Source organism: Roseobacter sp. YIN89 (assembly GCF_057219365.1).
Window position 1 is genome coordinate 1 of the sequence record NZ_JBXVVD010000007.1, and the last position, 19,273, is coordinate 19,273.

Sequence of the window (19,273 nt, forward strand, 5' to 3'; positions counted from 1 at the left end):
TTGCATCAGCTTCTTTTTTCTCAGCCTTTAGTTCAGCCAGCGTTTTTTTCTTGACCATTTTGCCATCCCCATTTTCTGTGTTGGTAGCTAGAGCCTAAATTGAAGCACCAACTGTGTCATGATCTGACGCAGAGACTACACATAAATTCAATATTTCTTCAGACATTTATTTGCGCATTAAGAAGGCGTCGGGACCCAGATATTTTCTTTGGTGTTAGCCAGTCGATGATGTGATGAATATTGTCGCCTGCCGCCGTCGCCTAATGGCTAGTAGATGACGCGGGGATACTTTGCACCTTTCACATCAAACAGGATGCATCGAACACTGTCCAAAATATCAGCAACTGGCTGTGGTGCTCAATAAAATTGGGCGACGCGCAATAAGATCGGCGTCGCCCAGATAAGCACTACTAATTCCTAGTTACCCCACCAGTAATAATAACAACCTATGATTTAGTGCGAAAGCGTTGGAGGCAAGCAAAAAACCGCTCACAAAACCTCATAAATGAGAAACAGTCCGTTTCCATTTTATCTACAATCGTCTTGCCCAAATAAGTAGTCTGACCGAAAACGCTATTTAAAAACGCTATTTAAACCAATGGCTTTTAATAGATTGCCGACTTCGCTTTTCGGCAAACTAGCACAAGTCATGAAGGGGATAATCCGTCAGAGACTAGCGTAATCTGTGATTACGGGTCTCGGTTTCGGGTTGGGTTTTTGAGGAGGTATTTGTCCAGATTGAGGGACTTTTACGGGAACTTCTGGTTTTGAACTCGTTTTAGACATATTGCCAAGCCAATCAATAGTTACAGTTACAACAACACCTTATCGTAACATAAAATGGCCAATTCTTAAAATTCAGCCAAGCATTGCGCACAAATCCCTTGAGATAATATGGACCTTTTTACCTCCGCCGAGGTCTAGTTTTACTAGAACTGAATGCTGTGCTTGGCGTTGTCCTCGTCCAAATGTGAGTCCGCCGTGCAACGATTTCTGAAAAGCTAAAACCGGCTCATTGGTACGTGTCCAAAATTACCATACAACAACAGCACAAAAAAATTATCGAGCTAGTGAACCATCATGAGCATCAACCCAAACCCAGAAAACAGGTCATTTTTCCGTTTAGAGAATGCGTTAATCTTTGCTGCATATTTGGTTGCAGTAGTGGTTCTAACAACTGCGGCAGAAACTATTGTGGATCATGCAATGATGCCCGCCAAGATGTTGCCGTTTTAGGCTACGGGCTAGGGGGTTATGTAATTCAGTTTATGGGGTCTGTAAAAACGCTGCCCATTCGGCCATCATCTGCACCCGTTTTTCAATCATATCAGTACGGAAATATGCGCGTGTGACCTGAGTTCCAACTTTGTGTGCCAGTTGGAGTTCCGCCATGTCACTGTCGTAGCCTTTCTCTGCGGCCCAGTTGCGGAAGGTGGATCGAAGCCCATGAGGCACAGCCGGTTTTTTTGATGTTGAGTCCGCGAAACCGTGGCCTCCAGCTTTGAGATCGGCTTCATGCAAACGTTTCATTGTTGCACTTAGCGTCATGTCAGACAGGGCTTTGCCAGTGGCGGAGTGGGCATTGTCAGAGCAAATCGGCTTCAGGCGGGCAGGGAGGTCACCTAGCGTTGTCGCATGACAAAACCCAACCCTTTTCGCTACTTCAAAACCAGCCCTGAGATCATCCGCCTGGCGGTAATGATGTACGTTCGATTTCCTCTGTCTCTTCGCAACGTTGAAGACCTGCTACATGAGCGTGGCATTGAGATTAGTCATGAAACTGTTCGGTTCTGGTGGAATAGATTTGGCCCGATGTTCGCGGCTGAGATCCGCAGAAACAGGGTCAGCCGTATGCGATCTTATTCGAATTGGCGGTGGCACCTCGACGAGGTTTTCGTGAAGATCAACGGCGAGACGCACTACTTGTGGCGGGCTGTGGACCACGAAGGCGAGATACTGGAAAGCTACGTCACCAAGCGTCGAGACCGCAAAGCTGCGTTGAAATTCCTCAGGAAATCAATGAAGCGCTATGGCCAACCTGAAATCATCGTTACGGACAAACTCCGATCCTACGGCGCTGCGATGAAGGACATAGGTAACGTAACCAAACAGGAAACGTGCCGTTGGGTGAACAATAGGGCGGAGAATTCTCACCTGCCTTTTCGACGACGAGAACGCGCCATGCTCCGCTTTAGGCAAATGCGATGTTTACAGAAGTTCGCCGCCGTCCATTCTTCGGTCCACAACCACTTCAACCAGGAGCGCCACCTTTACTCACGAGACAATTTCAAACTTAACCGAACCGCCGCTCTCTCCGAGTGGCGTCAGCTATGTTCCGCATAGGTTCATGTATTCTGTGGCAAACTGAGACTGGTTCGAATTCGTCTGACACCACCCCATTATGCCTTCGGCACCGTCGAAGGACCAAAGACTCCGGGGGTCTTCCAGCACCTTGGCAACGCTAAACGTTGAGCTTCGCGCGACCAGATTTGAGGCTGGCATAATGGAAAAAACCATCAGAGCGAGGAAACTTAGCCAAATTAGACGACCCTGATACATCATGAAAACTGGCCTCAAAAGTTGAAATACAAAAAGACTTCGCTGCGGCTTGTCAGCATCAATGAACACGCCGCTCCCAATACAACGCCCGCGACGGTGGTCTTCCACACCGGCTTGAGATTGCGAGCGAACTGATGGGTGTTCGGCAGAAAGAACGCGATCAATGCTGCGCAGAGAATAGCGACCGCTGCTCGTTCATTTTCCGTAATCACATTGTTTATCGATCCCGTTGCAAAGCCGTCCAACCCAGACATTTTTTTCAAGATGCTCATGGCCTGAGGCACATTTTCCGCGCGAAAAAACACCCAAGCCAAGTGAACAATCAGGAAAGTAATTGCCCACTTCAGCCAGTTTGGAACAAGCGTGCTAAATGGTTGTACGAGGCGCTCAATCACCAGATAGGCGCCATGAATGGCGCCCCAAATGATGAACGTCCACCCTGCGCCGTGCCACAATCCGCCGAGCAAAAATGTAGTAAACTGGTTGGCAGACACTCTTACGGGGCTGCGGCGCCCGCCGCCCAGAGGAATGTAAACGTAGTCACGCAAAAATCTGGATAAGGTCATGTGCCAGCGTCGCCAGAAATCTTGCAAAGACAGCGCCTTATAGGGGGAATTGAAGTTCTGAGGAAGCCTGATACCAAACATTCGCGCGCCACCGATGGCCATGTCCGAATATCCGCTGAAATCAAAATAAAGCTGAAAAGTGTATGACAGGGATGTAAACCAAGCATCCAGAAACGTCATGTTTTGATGGTCTGCATATCCTTGATCCGCGATCACGGCGAGCTGATCTGCTATCCCTAGCTTCTTGAAAAGGCCCAAGGCAAAGAAAGTCGCGCCGATGTAAATGTTTTTCCACCGCAGCACCCCGACAAATGCCGATTTGAACTGCGGCATCATTTCTTTGTGGTGAACGATGGGGCCGGCGATCAATTGCGGAAAGAACGTGACGAAAACCAAGTAATTCAAAAAGCTGCTGGCACGTGCAATCCCCTTGTAGCAGTCTACAAGAAAGGCAATTTGCTGAAATGTGAAAAACGAAATAGCCAGCGGAAGAACAAGCTGGATGGGTGTGATCTGTGCGCCTGAGACATCGCTCGCAATTTCCATTGCAAATCCAAGGTATTTGAAAATCCCAAGCAGGATCAGATTGAATGCAATACCTCCAATGAGCAGGAGCTTGCCAGCCAAACTGTTTGGAGCCTGCATACGATAACTCAGGATCGCGCGAGATACGCCGTAGTTGACGCAGACTGACCCCACAAGCAGTGGTAGGTAATCAAGTCGCTAATAGGCATAAAAGAAAAGCGAACACAGAGCGATCCATGCGAGTTTGGCTTCTGACGGGCGCAGGCGGGCAAGCAGATAAAATCCCACGAGGCTAACCGGTAGAAACAGAAAAACGAAGCTGGCGGAACTAAAAAGCATGGAGTGTCGCGCGCGCAGAAATACTCAAATTTGGTCGAAAAAAGAAAATGCCAGTCCAGTGACTTAAGCAGAGACAGCCTAGGAGCACACAATGAAGGTCGCAAGCGATAAGAAAGTTTCGAGTGGGATGAGGCTTACAAGAGTTAGGCTCTCTGTTGTCTTAGTTAAGGCTGGCGACACGCAAGCTTGCCACGGCGCGGCGCATAACTTTACTGTGGTTCTTAAGTGGCAACCAAGGACCAAGTTACATGAACCAATCTTCGTGTCATGACCAAGGTAAACCACGCCGGATCGCCATTATAGGATGTGGTCTTATCGGTCAGGCTTGGGCAGTTGTGTTTGTCCGGGCGGGCTATGAGGTTGCACTGTTTGATCAGGATATCGCTGTGGCGCGAGCCGCGCCCGCCGCCATCACTGAGCGCTTGGCTGACCTTGAGAAGGCGGGGTTGTTGTCGCCATCTCAAATGGAGAAAGTCCAGACGCGCGTCCTGGTCTCTGACAAGCTGGAACACGCACTTAAAAATGCTTTCTATGTGCAGGAAAACACTGCGGAAAACCTACAGGTGAAGGCGCGGGTTACCGCGGAAATCGATGCCGCGCTGGCGCCAGACGTTCCGATCGGCAGTTCAACTTCCGGCATTCCCGCCTCATCCTATGCCAATGAGGTTTCGGGCCGGTCCCGCTGCATCGTCGCCCATCCGATCAACCCACCGCACCTCGTCCCGGCGGTTGAAATCGTACCAGCCCCCTTTACCGCTCCTGAAGTTACCGAAAAAGTGCGCGAATTGATGCAGCAGGTTGGCCAGAGCGCCATCGTTTTGCAGAAAGAGGTGGACGGTTTCGTCGTCAACAGGTTGCAAGGGGCATTGCTGCGAGAGGCCTTTGATCTGTTGGCAAGAGGGGTCGCTAGTGCCGATGGCATTGACCGCGCAATATCCGACGGGCTCGGCTTGCGGTGGGCATTGATGGGTCCGTTTCAGACAATTCACCTCAATGCACCAGAAGGTGTCGCACAATACGTCCAGCGCTACGGCCCTATGTACCAAGAAATGTTCGCAAACAGCGGCGAACAAAGGGATTGGGACAACATCGTCACCTCTGGGTTGGAAGACGATCTATTGGCTCGATTCCCATTGGACAGGCTGCAAGAAGCTCAAAGTGAACGCGACACACGGTTGATGTCCTTGCTGCGCGCACTGCACGACCCAGCCGTATAAGGTAATTCGATGAAAAAGGGGTCAGACATGAAAGCAACGTCTTCACAATCCGGAAAGGTCATCATCACCTGTGCGGTCACAGGGGCTATTCATACGCCATCAATGACACCCTATTTGCCGGTTACGCCAGAAGAGATCACCCGCGAGGCGGTTGCGGCCGCCGAGGCTGGTGCGTCGATCCTGCATCTTCATGCGCGCGATCCGCAAACTGGCCGCCCCGATCAGAGTGTCGGCGCGTTTGAACCCTTTCTGCCCCGTATCAAACAAGCCACGGATGCTGTGATTAACATCACGACCGGTGGCAGCCCGTATATGTCTGTGGCAGAGCGGGCCGCGCCAGCGGCGACCTATCAGCCCGAAGTCGCCTCCCTCAACATGGGGTCAATGAATTTTGGCCTATATCCAATGCTCAAACGTTTTACGGAGTTCAAGCATGATTGGGAGCGTGAGCATCTTGAAGGATCTCGCGATCTGGTTTTTCGCAACTCTTTTAAGGATATCGAATACGTTCTGGAAACATGCTACGGCAATGGTACGCGGTTCGAGTTTGAGTGCTATGACATCTCGCACCTGTATAATCTTGCGCATTTTGCGGATCGTGGTCTCGTCAAAGCGCCGTTTTTCGTACAGTCGGTCTTTGGCATTCTAGGTGGTATCGGCGGACATCCGGAAGACGTATTGCACATGAAGCGCACCGCGGACCGCCTGTTTGGCGCAGAGTTCCGATGGTCTGTTCTTGGTGCGGGCGCAAATCAATTCCGCATCGCCGCGCAAGCAGCAGCGCTTGGTGGTAATGTGAGAGTTGGCTTGGAAGACAGTATCTGGGCGGGCAGGGGCGAGCTTGCCACATCCAATGCCGTGCAAGTGACGAAGGTTCGCCAGATCATCGAAGGCCTTGGGTTGGAGGTGGCCACGCCAGAAGAGGCGCGCGCTATCCTTGACCTGAAAGGCGGTGATCAGGTTGCATTTTGATTTAAAGAAGCGGCTACCCGATGTCAGCAGCGATGCCTCTTAACCACTCGGCAAAGGCTGGCGCCAAGTCGTTTACTGCAGGAGACTTTACGGCAACATAGTAGCCTTCCGAGGCGGCGATTTCCGGCAGGTCAATACGCGTTAAGTGTCCTGCGCGCACAGCTTCGGCGGCAATAAGATTATGGGTAAGCGCAATCCCCGCACCGCGACAGGCCAGATCGACAGCAAGACCATGGGTATCGACGCGAATATCTGCCGCCGCGTTCTTGCGCACGTCGGCCCATGTGGTGCTTAGACCGACCGGTTGGATAAGTGGCACGGGCTTGCCGGCTTTGTCAGTCTTGGCCAGCGCGGGTGTCGCCACGGCCACCAAGAAGGAAGGGTCAAGTCGAATGGCGTCTTGCGCGACCATATCGGCGCTGCCAAATCTGACTTCCACATCTGCCGCTGTCGTGAGGAAATCGTCCGGCCATACCGCAGTTCGCAGATCCAGAACGATGTTCGGGTGCTCGGCTGCAAAACCCGCGATATGCGGCGCCAGAATGTGGTGTGCCACGCTGGCACTGCTGGCAATACGCAGATGCTGCCGGGTGGGGTCTTCGCGGAACCGTCGCGCTGCTTGCCCCAAAAGGCCTAACCCTGCGGCCACATCCGGCACCATGAGCCTGCCCGCTTCGGTGAGGCGCAACTGGCGGTGATCGCGGTGAAAAAGCGGTTGCCCCAGATGCGCTTCAAGCGCCCGTACATGCTGAGAAATTGCCGATTGCGTCAACGCAAGCTCTTCGCCGGCGCGTGTGAAACTCAGGTGCCGCGCCGCAGCTTCAAAGGCGCGCAACCATGTAAGAGGAGGGGTCGTGTCAGCCATTTTTCATTAGAAATACTTATGAACTTGCCAGTATTTCTATCGTTTGTCAGGGCGCGACACCAGCCTTAATGTGCGCGAAAGGCAAGGGAGAGCGATAGTGCAACCGGAGATTCGCAAGATCGTCACGATGAAAGAGGAGACGCTGGTTGAAGGTTTTAAATCAGCAGACCGCCCTTGGATCATGTTGGCGGCTGCTGCTGTTGTAAAAAACCCTTGGGCCGGTCGTTACGCAGAAGATCTGACAGCAGAAATCCGCGCTTATGGTCCTGTGCTTGGCGCTGCTTTGACCCAACGCGTTGTGCAACTTGCAGGGACGAGTGAGATCGAAGCATTTGGTAAGGCAGCGATTGTCGGCCTTGACGGAGAGATTGAGCATGCGTCGGGGCTCATTCACACGCTTAGGTTTGGAAACCACTTCCGCGAGGCGGTTGGTGCCACCTCCTACCTTGCCTTCACCAATTGCAGGGGGCCGGCCAATACGCAGTTGCAAATTCCGCTGATGGACAAGCACGACGCCGGACGGAGGTCGCACTATCTGACGGTGCAAATTTCCATCGCGGACGCACCGCGTGCGGATGAGGTTGTGGTTGCGCTGGGGGCCGCGTTGTCGGGACGGCCACATCACCGGATTGGAGACCGGTATCAGGACCTGAAGGATCTTGGACATGAGTTGGACAATCCGGCCGGCCTCTGAGGCGGCAGGCGACATTGCCGCACAGATCAAGGGGGCGGGTCCGGTGCTTGTTTTGGTCCACGGTGTCGGCCTGTGTGCCGAAGCATGGACAAAAGCAGGCAACGAACTTTCAGCCAGCATGGAGGTTCATGCGGTCGATATGCCGGGACACGGGCTGTCGCCTCTGAATGACGCGTCTTCGCTTGGTGATTTTTCGAACCGGATCGCGCAGTATATCGAAAACATCCGCCAACCTGTTCGTGTCGCAGGCCATTCTATGGGCGCGATGATTGCAATCCAGCTCGCGGCGCGAACGTCGCTCGATGTAACTGCTGTCGCGGCTCTCAACGCGATTTACCGGCGTGATCCGGCGGCGGCGCGCGCGGTCCGGGCCCGGGCAGCAGATTTACCGGACGATCGTGCGTCTGATCCTGAAATCACCTTGCAGCGCTGGTTCGGGGCGCTGGCGCAAACTTCGCTGGCACCGTCAGCGGACGCGTGTCGTCGCTGGCTTACTCAGGCGGATCCGAAGGGGTACAAAGCAGCCTATACAGTCTTTGCCCACCAAGACGGTCCGGAAGATGAATTGCTGCGCGGTCTTTCGTGTCCGGCACTGTTTCTAACAGGCGGGCGTGACCCAAATTCCACACCTGCGATGTCTCAAGCCATGGCTGATCTGTGTCCGGATGGCGCGGTAGATGTGCTGACGGATGCAGCACACATGATGCCACTGACCCATGCCCCGGAAACAGCAAGGCGTCTCGCAACCTTCTTCGGCAAAGGAGGATGCGATGACACCCGTTGATCAAAAGAAACTGCGCGCTGCATTCGGGCGGTTTCTGACAGGCGTGACCGTGGTGACGACCCGTGACACTGAAGGCGCCCCGGTTGGCTTTACGGCGAATTCTTTTACCTCGGTTTCGCTGGACCCGCCGCTTTTACTTGTCTGCCCGGGCAAGCACCTGTCGCGCTTTGATTGTTTTGCACATGCAACGCATTTTGGCGTCAGTATTCTCGCCGAGGGGCAGCAGGAGATCTCCAACCTCTTTGCCTCTGGCAAGGGGGATCGTTTTGCAGATTGCGTGTGGGATGCCCCTGTATCAGACATACCGCTGATCGCGGGGCGTGCGGCCGGTTTCACCTGCGAGGTAGCGCAGCAGGTACCGGCGGGCGACCATCTGATCATGATTGGCCGCGTGATACATCACGACGATGCAACCCTTCCGGGCCTCGGATATGGGCCAGATGGGTATTTTACCCGCGTGCAGGAACAGGCGGCAACCCGTCCGTCGGCGCGGCGCACGGTGGTCTACGGGTTGCTGCAGGCGTCCGGTGGCATTTGGCTGACCGCCCGCAATACGCTGCCCGCCACCGAGGTCCGTCCCGATCAAAGCCCCATGTCGGCACTGCGCGAGGATCTAAGGGCACGGGCAATAACCGCGCGAACGAAAGGGGTTTATTCCCTGTGGGATGACGACACGGGCACGCGACATCTGGTCGTCAGGGCAACAGTGGAAGGGATGGTGCCAGACTTGCATCTGGTTGGAATCTCAAAACTGGGGCAGTTGCCCCTGAACGATCCTGCACAAAAATCGCTGCTGGAACGCTTTGCCCTCGAACACGCCCAACAAGCTTACGGATTTTATTACGGTGACGTTCACGCTGGCGACGTCTTGCCATTGCCAGAAGGAGATTGACATGGAGTTTTCGCTCTTCGCGCATATGGAGCGGCTGGATGAAAGCCAACCGCATGACGCGCTCTATCGCGAATTTATTACGCTGTGTAAAATGGCGGATGACGGCGGCATGCGTGCGATCTGGACGGGCGAGCATCATGGGATGGAATTTACCATTGCGCCGAACCCCTTCACGTCTCTTGTTGACCTGAGCCATCACACGAAAAACGTCCGTCTTGGAACCGGAACGGTGATCGTACCGTTCTGGCATCCGATCAAACTCGCCGGCGAAGCCGCCATGAGCGATGTAATTACCGGGGGGCGTATCGAGATCGGGGCTGCACGCGGCGCCTATTCCTATGAGTACGAGCGCCTCATGCCGGGCATGGATGCATGGGACGCAGGCCAACGGATGCGCGAAACACTGCCACTGCTCAGACCCCTTTGGAAAGGCGATTGCGCGCATGATGGCACCTATCACAGCTTCCCTGCGACGACTTCCGCACCGCGCCCGGTTCAACAGGGCGGTCCGCCGATTTGGGTCGCGGCCCGCGATCCCAACAGCCATGAATTTGCTGTTCAAAACGGGTTTAACGTGCAGGTCACGCCGCTCTGGCAGGGCCTAGATGAAATTGAAACCCTGAAATCCCGGTTTGATGCCGCCTGTGCCGACTACGATGGCCCACGCCCGAAGATCATGCTGCTGCATCACACGTATGTCGCATCAGACGCATCTGATGCAGAAGTCGGCGCTCGCGAACTATCCAGATTTTACAACTACTTCGGCGCATGGTTTCAAAACAAGCGTGCGATTAAGCAGGGCTTGATGAGCGAGATCCCCCAAGCGGAGATGGATGCCAACGCTATGATGGCGCCCGAAACCTTGCGCCGCGACCTCACGATCGGTACGCCTCAGGAAATCATCGACCGGCTCAAGCGATTTGAGGATATGGGGTATGACGAATTCTCGTTCTGGATTGACAGCGGAATGAGCCACGAAAGAAAACGTGCGTCGCTGGATCGCTTTATCGACAAGGTCATGCCAGCTTTTGCCTAAGGAGAGGCGCTCATGGATCATTTTCCACTCTACATAGCCGGAGAGTTTACTGCAGGCGTATCGGGTGAGACGATGCAAAGCATTAACCCGGCGACAGCTGCGCCCTGGGCGACTTTTGATTGTGCCGCACCTGCCGATGTTGACCGCGCCGTCGCCGCAGCAAAGTCTGCGCTCGACAACCCTGAATGGCGCGACATGACGCAAACGGCGCGTGGCAAGCTTTTGTTCAAACTTGCAGACCTTGTTGCGGATGCAGCTGACCAGTTGGGCGAGATCGAAACCACAGACAGTGGCAAGCTGGCGGCAGAAACCAAGGCACAAACCGGGTATGTGGCAGACTATTACCGCTATTACGGCGGCTTGGCTGACAAGATCGAAGGCGCGGTCCTGCCCATCGACAAACCGGACATGCATGTTTTTACAACACCGATGCCGATTGGTGTTGTTGCAGCGATTGTGCCGTGGAATGCGCAGATGTTCTTGGCGGCAACAAAGATTGGACCAGCGTTGGCTGCTGGATGTACGGTGATCGTCAAGGCTTCTGAAATTGCGCCTGCGCCGATGCTGGAGTTTGCCCGTTTGATCGATGCCGCAGGGTTCCCACCTGGCGTTGTGTCCGTGATTACAGGCACGGCAGAAGGCTGTGCGATCCCCCTGACACAGCACCCTGATGTTGACCGGATTGCCTTTACAGGCGGGCCTGAAACGGCACGGCATGTTGTGCGAAATTCTGCCAGCAACTTTGCCGTCACTACGCTGGAACTGGGGGGTAAGTCTCCGATCCTTGTGTTTGACGATGCTGATCTGGATGCAGCCGCCAATGGTTTGATTGCGGGTAATTTCGGCGCATCCGGCCAGTCTTGCGTTGCCGGATCACGGGGGCTTGTGCAGCGTTCGGTGCTTGATGCCCTGACCGACAAGATCAAGCAAAAGGCGGGCGCGCTAACGGTCGGTGATCCGCACGACCCGAACACCAATTTGGGGCCGTTGTGCACGCTTGCGCAAGTCGAACGTATTGAAGACGTGTTAACGACGGCGCAAGCGGCAGGAGCACAGGTCGTCATGGGGGGCGCGCGTGCAGATGCGGGCCCGCACTATATGCAGCCGACGCTGGTGCTCGCGAATTCGCCAGCGACCGAAACACTAAAGGTCGAAATGTTTGGGCCGGTCATGACGCTGCTCCCCTTCGACGACGAAGAAGAAGCCATTACACTTGCAAATGACAGCGCATACGGCCTTGGATCGGGCATTTTTACCGAAAATCTGGCGCGAGCACACCGTGTATCCAAGCGGATTCGCGCCGGGATTACGTGGGTAAATACGTATCGTGCAATCTCTCCGATTGCGCCATTTGGCGGGTTCAACCAATCCGGCTACGGGCGCGAGGCTGGCTTGGCTGCAATAATGGACTACACCCGTTCAAAAACGACGTGGATCAACACATCTGCCGAACCAATGGCAAATCCGTTCATTATGCGGTGACCGTCAGGGCGTCGGCGTTTTACGCGGCCTGATCAATCCCGGGTTGCCGCCATGCGGCCGGTGTCGATCTTGTTCATCAGGTAATGTGCAAAGTCATAGTTGGGCCGCTCGAGGTGGCTCAGATGGCCCGGGCGTGCCAGATCAGAGCACAGGCCGCGGTAAACTTTTTCGGTGCACCCCCGATCTTCGTCGTTGACCCGGTCAAGCAACGATTTCAGGGCAACGAAATTCGCCTTCGCGTTTTCGTCGTGCTTGTAATCATTAGACATTCCGCCGCCAAAGCGGATGTGGACCTGACCAGGTCCTTTGGGATGTAGCGAAAGATACCAGAAATAGCCTGGTGTCAGCGTGATCATCAGGCTGGGATACACAGCCAGTAGAAAGGTTGTACGCCGCTCATCGCCCTTTAGCCGTTTGTTGCTCGGGTGGGCCTTTGCAATATCAAGCGTGTCGTCCTTGAGGATCGTATGATAGTTGAAAGCCGGGTCTCCGGGTGGGCAGACCATGTCCTCAAGCCGGGACAAGCCTCCGATGGTTCCTGCATGACAGACTGGCAAGTGGTAACTTTCCATGAAGTTTTCTGCCAGAACCTTCCAGTTCGTATCCCAGACATGCTCTTCATAAAAGGTTTCGTCATAGTTGGTCATGTTGTAACCGTCGATCATCTGCGCCACCGGCGCCAACTGATCTGCGACAGAACGCGCATCCGGATCAAGACAGACGAAAACCCAGCCTAGCCACTCTTCGCAACGGATTTTCGGCAACGCGTAGGCGTCTTTGCGAAAGGCATCGTTCCTGCTCATCGCCGGTGCGCCACGCAGCGTACCATCCAAGCTGTACGTCCACGCGTGATACGGGCAGACGATGCTCTTGGTGTTGCCACGCCCATGCAGCAATGTGGACATTCTATGCAGGCAGACGTTGCTCAACGCGCTCAGATCACCGGACTGATCGCGAATAACGACGATAGGCTGTCCGGCTAGATCGCAGGAAACATAATCGCCTGCCTTGGCGAGCGCATCTGAACGCCCAACGCAATACCAATCCTTGCGGAAAATATGTTCAAGCTCGGCATCCACAAATGCCTGAGTTGTATAGACTTCAGCTGGCATCGCGCGAGCGGTCTCAAAAGGCAGCGAGACATTCCGGCGGAGGGCCTCAATCGGATCATTTACATCTTTCGCCATGGCAGTGCTCCCAAGGAGGCGTTTTGCTCGTTGTTTGAAGGCCATAGTGCTGTTGTGCCGACAAGAAGAAAAGAGGGCAGCAGACGACGTTTTTGATCCGGTACGGCGCGCACGGCCCATCCAATGTCGTTTATAGCGCGGCATTGGGTGTATAAAATTTGTATACAGGAAGTATAGGAGGCGAGATGACGAAGACAAACAAGCTGCAGTGTGACTCTGATTTGCGTGCGCGAATCCTGACGATGGATATCGCGCCCGGACAGACGCTGGATGAAAGCGAGTTGACGCAGGAATATGGCATTTCCCGCACGCCGCTACGGGAAATTCTGCAGCGGCTGGCGGGCGGTGGGTACGTGCGGCTTGAAGAAAACCGTAGTGCCAAAGTGGAATCGATGGACCTTGGCACCATGCGCGTTTTTTTCCAGACCGCGCCGCTTGTGTATTCCTCAATTGCGCGTCAGGCGTCAGAAAACCGGACAACGCGACAGTTGGACGACCTCAAGAGTGTACAACTCAGGTTCGCCAAGGCCGCGGGTGAGCGAGATGCGCGGCAGTCCGGGCTGCTCAACCACGACTTTCACGAGATCATCGGTGAAATGGCGCAAAACCCCTATCTTCAGGCCGGCCTCCGGCGCATGCTCGTGGATCACACACGGCTCAGCCAGACCTTTTTTGACCCGCAATCTGACGGAGACGTGGAACGGGTGCGAAAAGCGGTTGAGCAGCATGACGCGATGATCGCAGCGATCGAAAAGCAAGAGCCATCCGTTGCAGTCGATCTGACGCTGCAACACTGGGATTTGTCCCGTGACCAGATGGAAAAATATGTTCGTCCTGATCCGCTTCCTTTGGATGTGGTTTCAATGAAAGGCCATCGCAATGCAATTTGAGGGCATCTACACTCCCATCGTCACACCCTATTTTCCTGATTTTACCTGCAATGAAGCTGCGCTTGCGCAAACCGTAGAGCATCTGATCGCCGCAGGTGTCGCCGGTATCATCGTTGCCGGATCGACCGGGGAATACTATGCCCAGACCGAAGAAGAGCGTGTCTGGATGATGAGCCGCTGCTCTGAGTTGATTGGGGGCCGAGTGCCGATGATCGTCGGCACAGGCGCCATTCGCACAGAAGACAGCATCCGCTACGCTCAGGCCGCGAAAGCTGCTGGTGCAGATGCGCTGCTGGTGACCACGCCGCCTTATGCTTATCCGACGGGGCGCGAGATCGCACTGCATGCGCTTGCGATCGATCGTGCCGCGAACCTGCCGGTTATGCTCTACAATTATCCCGGTCGCATGTCGGTTAACATGGACGAGGAAACGCTGGATCGGCTGGGTCGGTCACCAAATTTCTGCGCGATCAAGGAAAGCTCGGGCGATATTGACCGGTTGCATATGCTGGCGCGTGAATATCCGCATATCGCATTGTCCTGTGGCATGGATGATCAGGCGCTTGAGTTCTTCGCTTGGGGCGCGCGGTCGTGGGTCTGTGCAGGATCGAACTTCGCGCCAGAGGCGCACATCGCGCTTTACAAGTCTTGCGCGGTCGAGGGCGATTTTACCAAGGGGCGCGCGATCATGTCTGCCATGATGCCGTTAATGCGCGTTCTTGAGCAGGGCGGAAAATTTGTTCAATGCATCAAACACGGCCTCACTTTGCGCGGTATTGATGCTGGCCCTCCACGTTTGCCGCTCAAACCCCTGAACAAGGACGACAAGCGGCAGTTGGCCGAAGTTATCCGGACAATGAACACAACGATTTCCAGCATTACCGGAGAAGAGATATGACGGACTTGCTGACACGGGCTGAATACGGCGCGATCGCCGATGATTTGGATATGCCGCGCACTGCTTTTATCGACGGAGCGTTTCGACCGGGCAATGGGGCGGCTTTCGCCACCGTGAACCCGGCGACGGGGGAGGTACTGGCAGAAATCACGGCCTGCACTTCTGATGATGTGGATTTTGCGGTCGCCAAGGCGCGCGAAGCCTTTGATCAGGGGCGCTGGGCGAAGCTTCATCCCGCAGAGCGCAAAGACGTCCTGATCCGGCTGTGCAAGCTGTTGACCCGCAACCGTCGCGAACTGGCGGTAATGGAGAGTCTGGACAGCGGCAAACCAATTCTGGATTGCGAAACCATTGACCTGCCAGAGATGATCCATTGCATTAAGTGGCACGCAGAAGCCATTGATAAAATTTATGATCAGGCGGGTCCGACTGGGGATGATGCGGTCTCTATGATTGTGCGCGAACCGATTGGTGTTGTTGCCGCTATCCTGCCGTGGAACTTTCCGCTTATGATGCTCGCATGGAAGATTGGTCCGGCATTGGCTGCGGGTTGCTCGGTGATCGTCAAACCGGCAGAGCAGACTTCTTTGACGGCTTTGCGGGTTGCTGAACTAGCACATGAGGCGGGTATTCCGCGCGGTGTTCTGCAGGTAGTGCCAGGCGACGGGCTGACGACGGGCGAGCCGCTTGGTCGCCACATGCATGTTGATATGGTCAGCTTTACCGGTTCGACCGAGACCGGCAGGCTGTTTCTGAAATATTCGGCAGAAAGCAACTTGAAAAAGGTTGTTCTGGAATGCGGCGGCAAGAACCCGGCGGTTGTTTTTGATGATGCCGAAAACCTTGATCATGTCGCGCAGCACGTCGTGAATGCGGCGTTCTGGAATGCGGGCCAGAACTGTTCCGCGACTTCTCGGCTAATTGTGCACCAGACGCTGCGCGTGCCGTTGATGGAGAAAATCGAAGCGCGTTTGCGTGATTGGAAAACCGGTGACCCGCTGGATCCCGGAAATCACATCGGCGCACTGATCGACGCTGCGCATTGCGCCAAGGTGCGGTCTTATCTGGATGAAGATGCGCAAGGCGAGGGGCCTTTTATTTCGCCGGTGGTTGCTATGGTAGGTAAGGCAGATACCAAGGCGCGCGATGAAATATTTGGCCCCGTTCTGTCTGTCATTGAGGTGGCCAGCAATGATGAAGCGATCGAAGTCGCCAATGACACTGATTATGGTCTTGCTGCCAGCGTTTTCACTGCCAATGCGCGCCGTGCCATTCGCGCTGCCCGCGACATCCGCGCGGGCACCGTGACAGTCAACTGCTACGGCGAAGGCGACATCTCCACCCCATTTGGCGGCTACAAGCAGTCTGGCTTTGGCGGACGCGACAACGGCGTACACGCCCATGACCAGTTCACCGAGATCAAAACCATCTGGATCGATCTGACCGACCCGGTCGAAGGAGATCATTTGTCATGACAGTTGAAGCTGTAGGCCGCACGCGGCGCGGGCGTGGCGCTCGCAAGGCCGTTCGCGAAACACGTGACACGACGATGCTGCCTGCGCTGCGGCGCAAACTGCCGCTGGTAGAACCCATGTCGCCGGAGCAGGTCGCCCGCATCGATGCGGCATCCATGGATATACTGGAAGATGTGGGTGTGGTTTTTCGCGACCCTGTCGCGCTGGACGACTGGCGCCGCGCGGGCGCTGATGTCCGCGGCGAGACGGTGCATCTGGACCGCGCTCTGGTCCGCGGTCTGATTTCGACCATACCTGCGCAATTTACATATCACGCAAGAAATCCGGCGCATAATCTGCCATTTGGCAACGAGTATTCCATTTTTGTGCCGATGACCGGCGCACCTTACCTGCGGGGTTTGGACGACCGGCGGCGCAATCCGACGCTGGAAGACTTGGCGAATTTTCACAAACTCAGCCATATGCTGCCCGCATTACATTCATCGGCGCACCATATTGTCGAACCTTATGACCATCCGATCAGCCAACGGCATCTGCGCATCACATACTCGTCGATGAAACACTCGGACAAGACGTTCATGGGTATGACGACAAGCCCGAAAAACGCCGAAGACGTGCTGGAGATGTGCGCGATCCTGTTCGGAGCAGACTTCATGGAGACGCACCCGGTCGTGACCGGAAATTGCAACGGCAACTCGCCCTTGGTCTGGGATGAGACAATGCTTGGAGCAATGCGCGCCTTTTGTCGTCGCAATCAGCCGGTATTGTGTTCGCCCTTCGTGCTGGGCGGCGCGAATACACCGGCATCTGTCGCGCCCTCCGTCGCGCAGTTGAATGCAGAAGCGCTCAGCGCGTTGGCATACACGCAAGTGGTACGCAAAGGATGCCCCGCGATCTATGGCCATTACCTTTCGACGGTATCCATGAAATCCGGAGCCCCCATGGCAGGCACGCCGGAAATCAGCATGATGAACATGATGATCGGTCAGATGGCCCGCCATTACGACGTGCCATGGCGCACGTCCAACACCTTGGGTGGTGCCAAGACCTTTGACGCGCAGGCCGGGTACGAAAGCGCCAGCACTATGATGGCTGCGCTGTTGTCCGGCGCAAACTACATTTGGCATTCTGCTGGTTGGAACGAGGCGGGCATGCATTGTTCAATGGCCAAATTCATAGTTGATGCAGAACAATGCGCCATGGGGCATCGGATGATGTCGGGTATTAACTGGGATGACTTTGACGAAGCCGTTGCCGCCGTGCGGGACGTGGGTCCTGGGGGGCATTACCTTGGGCACCCACATACGCTGGCCAATTTTCAGGAGGCGTTTTTCATGCCTGAGATGTTTGACAACAACTCCATCGAGCAATGGCAAGCCGAAGGTTCGGTAGAGATTACCCAGCGCGCTTTGACCCGCGCCCAAGATCTGCTGCAGGAATATCAGGAGCCGAAGCTCGACGCGGCAGTTGACGACGCGCTCAAGGATTATATCGCACGTCGCGAACGCGAAATCCCGGCAGCGGATGCGCTCAATCAGGAGCACTAGAATGCGGCGCGGCACAGTCAGTCGACTGCCGGTCGATACCGGCCCCGCGGGGTGGAACGAAATCCTGTCGGAACGTGCGGCAAACCCGACGCTCGACAAGGATGCCACTGCTGATTGGGTCATCATCGGTGCGGGTTTTGCGGGGCTTGCGGCCGCGCGGCGGCTGGCACAGCTTTGCCCGACAGATCGTATTGTTGTCTTAGAGGCGCACCGTGTGGCCGACGGGCCGGCAGGGCGAAACTCCGGTTTCATGATAGATCTGCCGCACGATCTGGCTTCGTCCGATTACGGCGGGGCCGTTACACATGATACCGTTTTGACCGAGGACAACCGCCACGCCATATCGTTTGCAGCCGAGATGGCGGCTGAATTCGAAATGGATGCAGACGTATTTAGCCCGACCGGCAAGATAAATGCAGCGGCGACCGAAAAAGGCGACGCGCATAATCGCTCCTATGCGGCGCATCTGGATGCCATGAATGAACCATACCGGTTGCTGGATGCAGTCGAGATGACCCAGATAACGGGTACTTCCTACTATCAAAGCGGGCTTTACACGCCGGGCACTGTCATGATCCAGCCTGCCGCATTCGTGCGCAGCGTCGCAGATGGGATCCGGTCTAACCGTATGCAAATCTATGAGAAAAGTCCGGTCACGGCACTCGAAGCGGCACGAAACGGCTGGCAGGTGACTACGCCCAAGGCAAAGATCAGCGCGCCACAGGTAATACTTGCGGTCAACGGTCACCTGAACAGTTTCGGATACAAGCAAGGGCGCTTGATGCACGTCTTTACCTATGCATCGATGACAAGGCCTCTGACCGCACAGGAAAATGCAACCCTTGGCGGAGATGAGGTCTGGGGAGTGACGCCGGCAGATCCGATGGGCACAACCGTGCGCAGGATCGCATCGCCGCAAGGCAATCGGATCGTTATTCGAAATCGTTTTACATTTGACCCTTCCATGGAAGTGAGCGACGCGCGCATTGCACGTGTCGGCCGCGACCATGACCGGGCGTTCCGGGCGCGGTTTCCCATGCTGGGAGAGATACCGATGCAGTACAGGTGGGGCGGCAGGCTGTGCCTTAGTCGCAATAACGTAAACGTGGTGGAAGAACTGGAGCAGGGACTTTTTGCCGCGTGCTGCCAGAACGGCCTTGGTACGACGCGTGGAACACTTGGCGGCGTACTGGCCGCAGAGCTTGCAACTGGAACACCGTCAGATCGTCTCAACCGTGCGCTGGCCGCCGACGCGCCGTCAAAACTGCCGCCGCGCCCGATTGCCGCCGCCGGAGCTGCAGCGGTTCTGAAGTGGCAAGAGAGGAAGGCTGGCAGAGAACTCTGA

The 19,273-nt window shown here is 55.3% G+C and carries 19 protein-coding genes; 14 read left to right on the forward strand and 5 right to left on the reverse strand.

Annotation, left to right across the window (positions count from 1 at the left end; translation table 11 throughout):
* Positions 1–1,080: 1,080 nt before the first annotated feature.
* Positions 1,081–1,236, forward strand: a complete 156-nt coding sequence (locus AC2D8V_RS19935; protein ID WP_484735354.1) for a hypothetical protein — start codon at positions 1,081–1,083, stop codon at positions 1,234–1,236.
* Positions 1,237–1,266: 30 nt separating this feature from the next.
* On the opposite strand, the gene AC2D8V_RS19940 is transcribed toward AC2D8V_RS19935, so the two are convergent.
* Entirely contained in the window at positions 1,267–1,548 is a 282-nt protein-coding gene (locus AC2D8V_RS19940; protein ID WP_484735355.1) for a hypothetical protein, read from the reverse strand.
* Positions 1,549–1,635: 87 nt separating this feature from the next.
* Between AC2D8V_RS19940 and AC2D8V_RS19945 the strand changes: the two genes are divergently transcribed.
* Positions 1,636–2,343, forward strand: a complete 708-nt coding sequence (locus AC2D8V_RS19945; protein WP_484735356.1) for an IS6 family transposase — start codon at positions 1,636–1,638, stop codon at positions 2,341–2,343.
* Between the two features lie 230 nt (positions 2,344–2,573).
* On the opposite strand, the gene AC2D8V_RS19950 is transcribed toward AC2D8V_RS19945, so the two are convergent.
* On the reverse strand, positions 2,574–3,770 hold the full coding sequence (locus AC2D8V_RS19950; RefSeq protein ID WP_484735383.1) for an MBOAT family O-acyltransferase: 1,197 nt from the start codon (positions 3,768–3,770) through the stop codon (positions 2,574–2,576).
* A 78-nt stretch (positions 3,771–3,848) separates the two neighbouring features.
* On the reverse strand, positions 3,849–3,989 hold the full coding sequence (locus tag AC2D8V_RS19955) for a hypothetical protein (protein ID WP_484735357.1): 141 nt from the start codon (positions 3,987–3,989) through the stop codon (positions 3,849–3,851).
* Positions 3,990–4,237: 248 nt separating this feature from the next.
* Here AC2D8V_RS19955 and AC2D8V_RS19960 point away from each other — a divergent pair, with 248 nt between their 5' ends.
* Positions 4,238–5,206, forward strand: a complete 969-nt coding sequence (locus AC2D8V_RS19960; RefSeq protein WP_484735358.1) for a 3-hydroxyacyl-CoA dehydrogenase — start codon at positions 4,238–4,240, stop codon at positions 5,204–5,206.
* Between the two features lie 27 nt (positions 5,207–5,233).
* On the forward strand, positions 5,234–6,178 hold the full coding sequence (gene kce, locus AC2D8V_RS19965; RefSeq protein ID WP_484735359.1) for a 3,5-dioxohexanoate:acetyl-CoA acetone transferase: 945 nt from the start codon (positions 5,234–5,236) through the stop codon (positions 6,176–6,178).
* Between the two features lie 13 nt (positions 6,179–6,191).
* Here kce and AC2D8V_RS19970 read toward each other — a convergent pair whose 3' ends face one another.
* On the reverse strand, positions 6,192–7,043 hold the full coding sequence (locus AC2D8V_RS19970; protein WP_484735360.1) for a LysR family transcriptional regulator: 852 nt from the start codon (positions 7,041–7,043) through the stop codon (positions 6,192–6,194).
* Positions 7,044–7,140: 97 nt separating this feature from the next.
* Here AC2D8V_RS19970 and AC2D8V_RS19975 point away from each other — a divergent pair, with 97 nt between their 5' ends.
* From AC2D8V_RS19975 to AC2D8V_RS19995, 5 genes are read left to right on the forward strand one after another with little or no spacing between them, the layout of a single operon-like run.
* Positions 7,141–7,737: an amino acid synthesis family protein gene (locus AC2D8V_RS19975; RefSeq protein ID WP_484735361.1), complete on the forward strand. Its 597-nt coding sequence runs from the start codon at positions 7,141–7,143 to the stop codon at positions 7,735–7,737.
* Positions 7,709–8,521 (forward strand): alpha/beta fold hydrolase, encoded by an 813-nt coding sequence (locus AC2D8V_RS19980; RefSeq protein ID WP_484735362.1) that lies wholly within the window; start codon positions 7,709–7,711, stop codon positions 8,519–8,521. The genes AC2D8V_RS19975 and AC2D8V_RS19980 overlap by 29 nt, the downstream gene beginning before the upstream one ends.
* Positions 8,508–9,413 (forward strand): flavin reductase family protein, encoded by a 906-nt coding sequence (locus tag AC2D8V_RS19985; RefSeq protein ID WP_484735363.1) that lies wholly within the window; start codon positions 8,508–8,510, stop codon positions 9,411–9,413. Before AC2D8V_RS19980 ends, AC2D8V_RS19985 begins: the two co-directional genes overlap by 14 nt.
* 1 nt (position 9,414) lies before the next feature.
* A complete protein-coding gene (locus tag AC2D8V_RS19990) occupies positions 9,415–10,449 on the forward strand; it encodes an LLM class flavin-dependent oxidoreductase (protein WP_484735364.1) in 1,035 nt (344 codons plus the stop codon).
* 12 nt (positions 10,450–10,461) lie between these two features.
* The gene (locus tag AC2D8V_RS19995) at positions 10,462–11,931 is read left to right on the forward strand and encodes an aldehyde dehydrogenase (protein WP_484735365.1); all 1,470 of its coding nucleotides are present in this window, start codon (positions 10,462–10,464) and stop codon (positions 11,929–11,931) included.
* Between the two features lie 32 nt (positions 11,932–11,963).
* On the opposite strand, the gene AC2D8V_RS20000 is transcribed toward AC2D8V_RS19995, so the two are convergent.
* Positions 11,964–13,118 carry an aromatic ring-hydroxylating oxygenase subunit alpha gene (locus AC2D8V_RS20000; RefSeq protein ID WP_484735366.1) on the reverse strand — a complete coding sequence of 385 codons (1,155 nt, stop codon included), beginning with the start codon at positions 13,116–13,118 and terminating at the stop codon, positions 11,964–11,966.
* A gap of 185 nt (positions 13,119–13,303) precedes the next feature.
* On the opposite strand from AC2D8V_RS20000, the gene AC2D8V_RS20005 reads away from it, so the two are divergent.
* From AC2D8V_RS20005 to AC2D8V_RS20025, 5 genes are read left to right on the forward strand one after another with little or no spacing between them, the layout of a single operon-like run.
* Complete coding sequence (locus tag AC2D8V_RS20005) at positions 13,304–14,008, forward strand: GntR family transcriptional regulator (RefSeq protein WP_484735367.1); 705 nt, start codon at positions 13,304–13,306, stop codon at positions 14,006–14,008.
* A complete protein-coding gene (locus AC2D8V_RS20010; protein ID WP_484735368.1) occupies positions 13,998–14,906 on the forward strand; it encodes a dihydrodipicolinate synthase family protein in 909 nt (302 codons plus the stop codon). Before AC2D8V_RS20005 ends, AC2D8V_RS20010 begins: the two co-directional genes overlap by 11 nt.
* Positions 14,903–16,381 carry an aldehyde dehydrogenase gene (locus AC2D8V_RS20015; protein ID WP_484735369.1) on the forward strand — a complete coding sequence of 493 codons (1,479 nt, stop codon included), beginning with the start codon at positions 14,903–14,905 and terminating at the stop codon, positions 16,379–16,381. The genes AC2D8V_RS20010 and AC2D8V_RS20015 overlap by 4 nt, the downstream gene beginning before the upstream one ends.
* Positions 16,378–17,928 (forward strand): trimethylamine methyltransferase family protein, encoded by a 1,551-nt coding sequence (locus AC2D8V_RS20020; protein ID WP_484735370.1) that lies wholly within the window; start codon positions 16,378–16,380, stop codon positions 17,926–17,928. The genes AC2D8V_RS20015 and AC2D8V_RS20020 overlap by 4 nt, the downstream gene beginning before the upstream one ends.
* 1 nt (position 17,929) lies before the next feature.
* A complete protein-coding gene (locus AC2D8V_RS20025) occupies positions 17,930–19,273 on the forward strand; it encodes an NAD(P)/FAD-dependent oxidoreductase (RefSeq protein WP_484735371.1) in 1,344 nt (447 codons plus the stop codon).

Excerpts from the sequence above, each read along its gene's own strand:
- AC2D8V_RS19970 (WP_484735360.1), bottom strand. The coding sequence starts at position 7,043 with ATGGCTGACACGACCCCTCCTCTTACATGGTTGCGCGCCTTTGAAGCT.
- AC2D8V_RS19935 (WP_484735354.1), top strand. The coding sequence starts at position 1,081 with ATGAGCATCAACCCAAACCCAGAAAACAGGTCATTTTTCCGTTTAGAG.
- AC2D8V_RS20010 (WP_484735368.1), top strand. The coding sequence starts at position 13,998 with ATGCAATTTGAGGGCATCTACACTCCCATCGTCACACCCTATTTTCCT.
- AC2D8V_RS19995 (WP_484735365.1), top strand. The coding sequence starts at position 10,462 with ATGGATCATTTTCCACTCTACATAGCCGGAGAGTTTACTGCAGGCGTA.
- AC2D8V_RS19945 (WP_484735356.1), top strand. The coding sequence starts at position 1,636 with ATGACAAAACCCAACCCTTTTCGCTACTTCAAAACCAGCCCTGAGATC.
- AC2D8V_RS19950 (WP_484735383.1), bottom strand. The coding sequence starts at position 3,770 with ATGCAGGCTCCAAACAGTTTGGCTGGCAAGCTCCTGCTCATTGGAGGT.
- AC2D8V_RS20000 (WP_484735366.1), bottom strand. The coding sequence starts at position 13,118 with ATGGCGAAAGATGTAAATGATCCGATTGAGGCCCTCCGCCGGAATGTC.
- AC2D8V_RS20020 (WP_484735370.1), top strand. The coding sequence starts at position 16,378 with ATGACAGTTGAAGCTGTAGGCCGCACGCGGCGCGGGCGTGGCGCTCGC.
- AC2D8V_RS20015 (WP_484735369.1), top strand. The coding sequence starts at position 14,903 with ATGACGGACTTGCTGACACGGGCTGAATACGGCGCGATCGCCGATGAT.
- AC2D8V_RS19960 (WP_484735358.1), top strand. The coding sequence starts at position 4,238 with ATGAACCAATCTTCGTGTCATGACCAAGGTAAACCACGCCGGATCGCC.
- kce (WP_484735359.1), top strand. The coding sequence starts at position 5,234 with ATGAAAGCAACGTCTTCACAATCCGGAAAGGTCATCATCACCTGTGCG.
- AC2D8V_RS19980 (WP_484735362.1), top strand. The coding sequence starts at position 7,709 with ATGAGTTGGACAATCCGGCCGGCCTCTGAGGCGGCAGGCGACATTGCC.
- AC2D8V_RS20005 (WP_484735367.1), top strand. The coding sequence starts at position 13,304 with ATGACGAAGACAAACAAGCTGCAGTGTGACTCTGATTTGCGTGCGCGA.
- AC2D8V_RS19990 (WP_484735364.1), top strand. The coding sequence starts at position 9,415 with ATGGAGTTTTCGCTCTTCGCGCATATGGAGCGGCTGGATGAAAGCCAA.
- AC2D8V_RS19985 (WP_484735363.1), top strand. The coding sequence starts at position 8,508 with ATGACACCCGTTGATCAAAAGAAACTGCGCGCTGCATTCGGGCGGTTT.
- AC2D8V_RS20025 (WP_484735371.1), top strand. The coding sequence starts at position 17,930 with ATGCGGCGCGGCACAGTCAGTCGACTGCCGGTCGATACCGGCCCCGCG.
- AC2D8V_RS19955 (WP_484735357.1), bottom strand. The coding sequence starts at position 3,989 with ATGCTTTTTAGTTCCGCCAGCTTCGTTTTTCTGTTTCTACCGGTTAGC.
- AC2D8V_RS19940 (WP_484735355.1), bottom strand. The coding sequence starts at position 1,548 with ATGACGCTAAGTGCAACAATGAAACGTTTGCATGAAGCCGATCTCAAA.